We start from the raw sequence: 5,020 nt of genomic DNA on the forward strand, positions 1-5,020 counted from the left end.
TTGGTATTTCTCACATCATCAGGATAAAGGATATCAGAACTGTTCCGTAACTCTTGTGTTCCATATTACCGAATAATTAAGGTTTAAAGCCTCTCCTTTAAAGGAGAAACAAGCGGTCGAGGGATGGCGAGGTCTCCTCGCTGTCCTCCAATCGACCAAGAGAGAAAAAATTTTCATTATTAGTCAATCCTATCCGTTTTCAAGGAGAGGTAATAATTAATTATTAATTATTAATTATTAATTATTAATTATTAATTGTTGAACCATTGCTTTAAATTGGACATACATATAGTGTTAAATTTGTAGTAGAATCAAAAAAAGCACTATATATTGTAAAACAAGTATTGTCCTTGGGCAATGTTTCAGTCCAGCTTAACAAACTGGAAAAATTCAGTATATTGCCAAATATAGATTTCTCAATTTTAATTTTCATAATGGTTGCACAACTACAAACCCCTTCTCTCAATATTCCTAGCGATTTACCATACACTGTTCCAGGTCTGGTGCAAGTATTCACAAGTGATCAGCGTAATTTCTTTACTGATGTTATGGCTCAAGCTTTGAGGATAGCTGGCCAAGGAACTCCCGTATTAATTGTACAGTTTCTCAAAGGAGGAATTCACCAGGGACATGAGCATCCAATGCAACTAGGACAAAATTTGGATTGGGTTCGTTGTGGTCTTCGTGGTTGTATTGATACGCCGGATATAGATGAAAGTCAGAAAAATTCACTACTGGATTTGTGGGACTATACTCAAAGGGTTGTAGATGAAGGAAAGTATGAGTTAGTAGTTCTTGATGAATTAAGCGTAGCAATTAATTTTGGCTTAATTCCAGACATTGAAGTAATAGAGTTTCTAGAAAAACGCCCTGGTAATGTAGATGTAATTTTGACAGGCCCAGATATGCCAGAGGCAATTTTGGACATGGCAGACCAAATTACTAAAATTCGTCGCAGTCATAGGCCATGAGGGAGGCAGAAGGCAGGAGGCAGGAGGCAGAAGGGAAAATTTCATGGGGATAGTCTTCGACACCCCACTTCGTGTCTCATAACTCCAAGTAGTTTTAAGCACCCCCATTGACAAAAAAAATGAGGATGTCAATGCCTAATAGTTGATAAAAATATAGTCACATAAGACATATGCTTCGGCTCGCAGGTGCTACTCTGACTGAGTGAACTACAACACCATGCCAGTTGCTTTAAGTCGGGAGACCCGCTCAACGCACTGGCTCCTCTATCCCATAACCAAAGGTATTTGGAATTGCTTTTCTCGCATTGGTTCAAGGAACCATTAACGCACCTCATTCATCAATCTTCCACAACCTCTCCGATACAAACCCAATTTCACTATTTTTCCACATTTCACTATTTTTCCACTGAAAGTTGACTGATGTTTCTCACCATTCTTGTAAGCAGGAATTAGAACATTATCCAAAAAGTTGACTTATTGAGTATGAAACAGATATTTTTAGCAGTGCTGACTGTCGCGACAGTCCTATCCATATCATCACCTGCAAGATCAAATCAACTTAACGATCTTTACAACAGTTGCTACGGAGGAAATACTGGGAGTTGTGAAAGATTAGGTAGGCTGTGCGGACAAGGAAATGCGCGAGCTTGCGAATATGTTAATACTGTGACTAGAGCCGGTATTCGTCAGATTAACTATTATTGCCGACAGCGAAATAATCATCGGGCCTGTAATTTTTTGCACGAGGTTGATCGAGAAGGTGGTCCTAGCAACTTAGCTCGTTTGTGTAGTCAGGGCGATGGCGGAGCTTGCAATGCTCTGAGGGTTATTAATTGCTATGCGGCAGAAAATTTCACACGTGGGGGACGTAAGTGTGGCCAACTCGATTAGTGGGGACTTTCGATTTATCTGTTTGGCCTGATTAATTTTCATGGAACGAGAAAAATGTCAGGCGATCGCTAATTTTTGATTTTTTAACAGGGTGTTTCATCTAAAACCTACATTCTGCACGACAAAACGCAGCATAAAAATATAAGTCAAAAGTCATGCATTCAAAAGTAAGAACTAAGAAGAAAATTATAGTGGTCAATAGAAGTCAATAATTCAGTAAGTACTTATGCTTAATATTTAACTGAAAATTTGACTTTTGAGAAGTAATTTATACAGTATAAATATTTACCAATAATAGAAATTATATACTACTTTTAATGTTACAAATTGACGTGCGGAATGTGGGCTAGAAAGAAAAATCTATTGCACAGTTTTAGCTGTGTCAGTCTACTAAATTTATATTCCTTTTACAAATAGTCTCTAAGGCTTGACAACATTTATCAAATAATGAAGTAAATTAATGTTGGACAACTAAAGAATTGATTGGGATTTATACTGTAGGGGTATCAAATTTAATTAAATAAAATTATGCGAATATTACAGATAGTACCATCTATTTCTCTTGTTTATGGCGGTCCTAGTCAAATGGTATTAGGACTTTCTACTGCCTTAGCTGCTCAAAATATAGATGTTACTATTCTTACTACAGATTCTAATGGAGATATAGGTCAACCACCTTTGGATGTTCCCCTTGATAAACCTGTTAGACAAAATGGTTATCAAATTCGTTATTTTCGTTGTTCTCCATTCCGTCGTTATAAATTTTCTCTGAAGTTATTACAATGGTTAAATCAACACGCTTCTGAATTTGATTTAGCTCATATTCATGCTCTTTTTTCACCAGTAACTACTATGGCTGCAACTGTGGCTAGAGTTAACAATTTACCTTATATTTTAAGACCTTTAGGTACTTTAGACCCGGCTGATTTACGGAAAAAAAAATTACTTAAAAAAATTTATGTTTCTCTGTTAGAAAAGCGGAATATTTATCGTGCAGCAGCACTTCATTTTACCAGTTTAGAAGAGGCAAAAGTTTCTGAAAGATTTGGTGTATCGACACGAGATTTAGTAATTCCTTTAGGTGTTAACCCCCCAGATAATATTCAGGATGAAAAATTAGTTAATTATCTTCAATCTCAAGGCATAGAAATTAAACATCCTGTAATTTTATTTATGTCTAGAATTGAACCTAAAAAAGGGCTAGATTTATTATTACCAGCTTTAGAAAAATTATTAGCAGAAGGGATAGATTTTCAATTTATTTTAGCAGGTGCTAATCCTCAAGACCCTAATTATGAAGCAAAAATTCGGTCACAAATAGAGGCTTCACCTCTTGCTAAATGTACAAAAATAACGGGGTTTGTTACAGGAGAAATTAAGGCGAGTTTATTACAAGTTGCTGATGTATTTGTTTTGCCTTCTTATTATGAGAATTTTGGTATCGCAGTAGCAGAGGCAATGGTGGCAGGTACACCAGTAGTTATTTCCGATGGAGTTCATATTTGTCAAGATGTGGCAGATGCAAAAGCAGGTTGGGTTGGTAGTTGTAAAATAGAGGATATGGCTATTTTAATTAAGTCAGCCTTGCAAAATGAAGCAGAAAGAAAACAACGAGGTTTGAATGCTCAAGAGTTAGCTAAAAAAAGTTATAGTTGGGAAGCGATCGCTACACAAACTATTCAGGCTTATCAAAAAATTATTACCTATCAAGGTGTTAGGTCCTAGGTCTTAAGTTTTAGAGTTAGGTAGGTCGTAGGTTTTAGACCTTATAAATTTTATTTGAGGTGGCACAGAATTAGGTATTAGGTGGTAGTCGTAGACCAATTTATATGAAATACAAAAAATTGTGCAAATACACGAATCTTCCTATCACCCCATCACCCCATCACCCCATCACCCCATCACCCCATCACTCCATCACCCCATCACCCCATCACCCCATCACCCCATCAATCTTTGGTCGCAAACATTAATGTGTTTATTTACTTTTAATAATTTTGATTATTTCTATATTTTCTAGACTTTTTTTTAATCTCCTGATGGTTTTCTGACTGAGCTTTAAAAATTTCTGAAGCTTTCTCTACAGGCACTTCTAATATCTGACACAAACGAGTTAAAAATGTTTGTTCTTTACTAGAAAAAACTCCATCTATGAGGATTAGATCGATAGCTAATGTAAATGCTGTTTCTTTATATTCTGGATGTAGCGCATCGTTGGCTATAGCAACTAAATTAGTTATACCTTTTTCACTGAGTAAATTGAGAAATCTATTTAGCATATCTGTAATCTGTTTTTCTGAATAGCTTTTAAACATTTCCATTTGCGTCAAAAGTACTATAACTCTTTCTGTTTCTTCATCTAAAAGATAACCATCTGAGGCAATGGCAGATACTGCAATAGCTGCTATTGCTTCTTGTTGTGAGAACTCCACTCGATTTGGATTGTAAACTCCAAGAACCTTGTTTAGTAAACTCATGTTAGGCTTTGCCTCCCAATTTATTGTTTGTTTATTTCTTTCTTTACTATTTTATCTTGTATAACAGCTTTTAATAGTTTACTGTTTCTATCACAGGATTTTTTTTTTGTCAACTAGACTATAATGAGACTATTTTGACAAATTGATAATTCATTAAGAATATTTAAAGTTGTGCTGAAAGTCTTAATAAAAGGGTGCATCTCAGTTTTGAAGAAAGCCAAAAATTTATCGCTTTTAGGGAATAGGGAATAGGGAATAGGGAATAGGAAAAAAGTATTTTTTTCATTAATGGATAATGGATAATGGATAATGGATAATTACCTCTGGTTAAAACCGAGAGGATTGAAAATAAGGAAATATTATTTCTTCTCTTGGTCTCATGGATATGGCGAGGAGACCCGAAGAGTGACAGAGCCGCTCCGCTTTATATGTTGCGGAGCAAAACGCCATCCCATCCTACGGAATGCTCCGCAAACGACCGCTTTTTTTTCCCTTAAAAGGGGAGGCTTCAAGGCGCGAATTATTTAATTATTAATTATTAATTATTAATTATTAATTGTTAATTGTAAATATGAGATGCACCGGAATAAAAAACTAAGTTTATTTATATATTAAGAACAATATTTTGAATAGGGAACAGGGAACAGGGAACAGGGAATAGGGAATAGGAAAGAAATAAAA

General features: G+C 35.6%; 6 protein-coding genes. 4 read left to right on the top strand and 2 right to left on the bottom strand.

Annotated features, from left to right (window positions below):
• Positions 1-434 precede the first annotated feature (434 nt).
• Positions 435-971: a P-loop NTPase family protein gene (locus F6K54_RS40060; RefSeq protein WP_293089916.1), complete on the top strand. Its 537-nt coding sequence runs from the start codon at positions 435-437 to the stop codon at positions 969-971.
• A gap of 321 nt (positions 972-1,292) precedes the next feature.
• Here F6K54_RS40060 and F6K54_RS40065 read toward each other — a convergent pair whose 3' ends face one another.
• Positions 1,293-1,436: a hypothetical protein gene (locus F6K54_RS40065; RefSeq protein WP_293089918.1), complete on the bottom strand. Its 144-nt coding sequence runs from the start codon at positions 1,434-1,436 to the stop codon at positions 1,293-1,295.
• A gap of 18 nt (positions 1,437-1,454) precedes the next feature.
• Here F6K54_RS40065 and F6K54_RS40070 point away from each other — a divergent pair, with 18 nt between their 5' ends.
• From F6K54_RS40070 to F6K54_RS40080, 3 genes are all read left to right on the top strand, one after another.
• Entirely contained in the window at positions 1,455-1,862 is a 408-nt protein-coding gene (locus tag F6K54_RS40070; RefSeq protein ID WP_293089919.1) for a hypothetical protein, read from the top strand.
• Positions 1,863-2,390: 528 nt separating this feature from the next.
• Entirely contained in the window at positions 2,391-3,587 is a 1,197-nt protein-coding gene (gene hpsP, locus F6K54_RS40075; RefSeq protein ID WP_293089921.1) for a hormogonium polysaccharide biosynthesis glycosyltransferase HpsP, read from the top strand.
• Positions 3,588-3,691: 104 nt separating this feature from the next.
• Complete coding sequence (locus tag F6K54_RS40080; protein ID WP_293089923.1) at positions 3,692-3,835, top strand: hypothetical protein; 144 nt, start codon at positions 3,692-3,694, stop codon at positions 3,833-3,835.
• A gap of 15 nt (positions 3,836-3,850) precedes the next feature.
• Here F6K54_RS40080 and F6K54_RS40085 read toward each other — a convergent pair whose 3' ends face one another.
• The gene (locus tag F6K54_RS40085) at positions 3,851-4,339 is read right to left on the bottom strand and encodes a tellurite resistance TerB family protein (protein ID WP_293089925.1); all 489 of its coding nucleotides are present in this window, start codon (positions 4,337-4,339) and stop codon (positions 3,851-3,853) included.
• Positions 4,340-5,020 lie beyond the last annotated feature (681 nt).

Source organism: Okeania sp. SIO3B5 (genome assembly GCF_010692555.1).
Taxonomy (GTDB): Bacteria; Cyanobacteriota; Cyanobacteriia; order Cyanobacteriales; family Microcoleaceae; genus Okeania.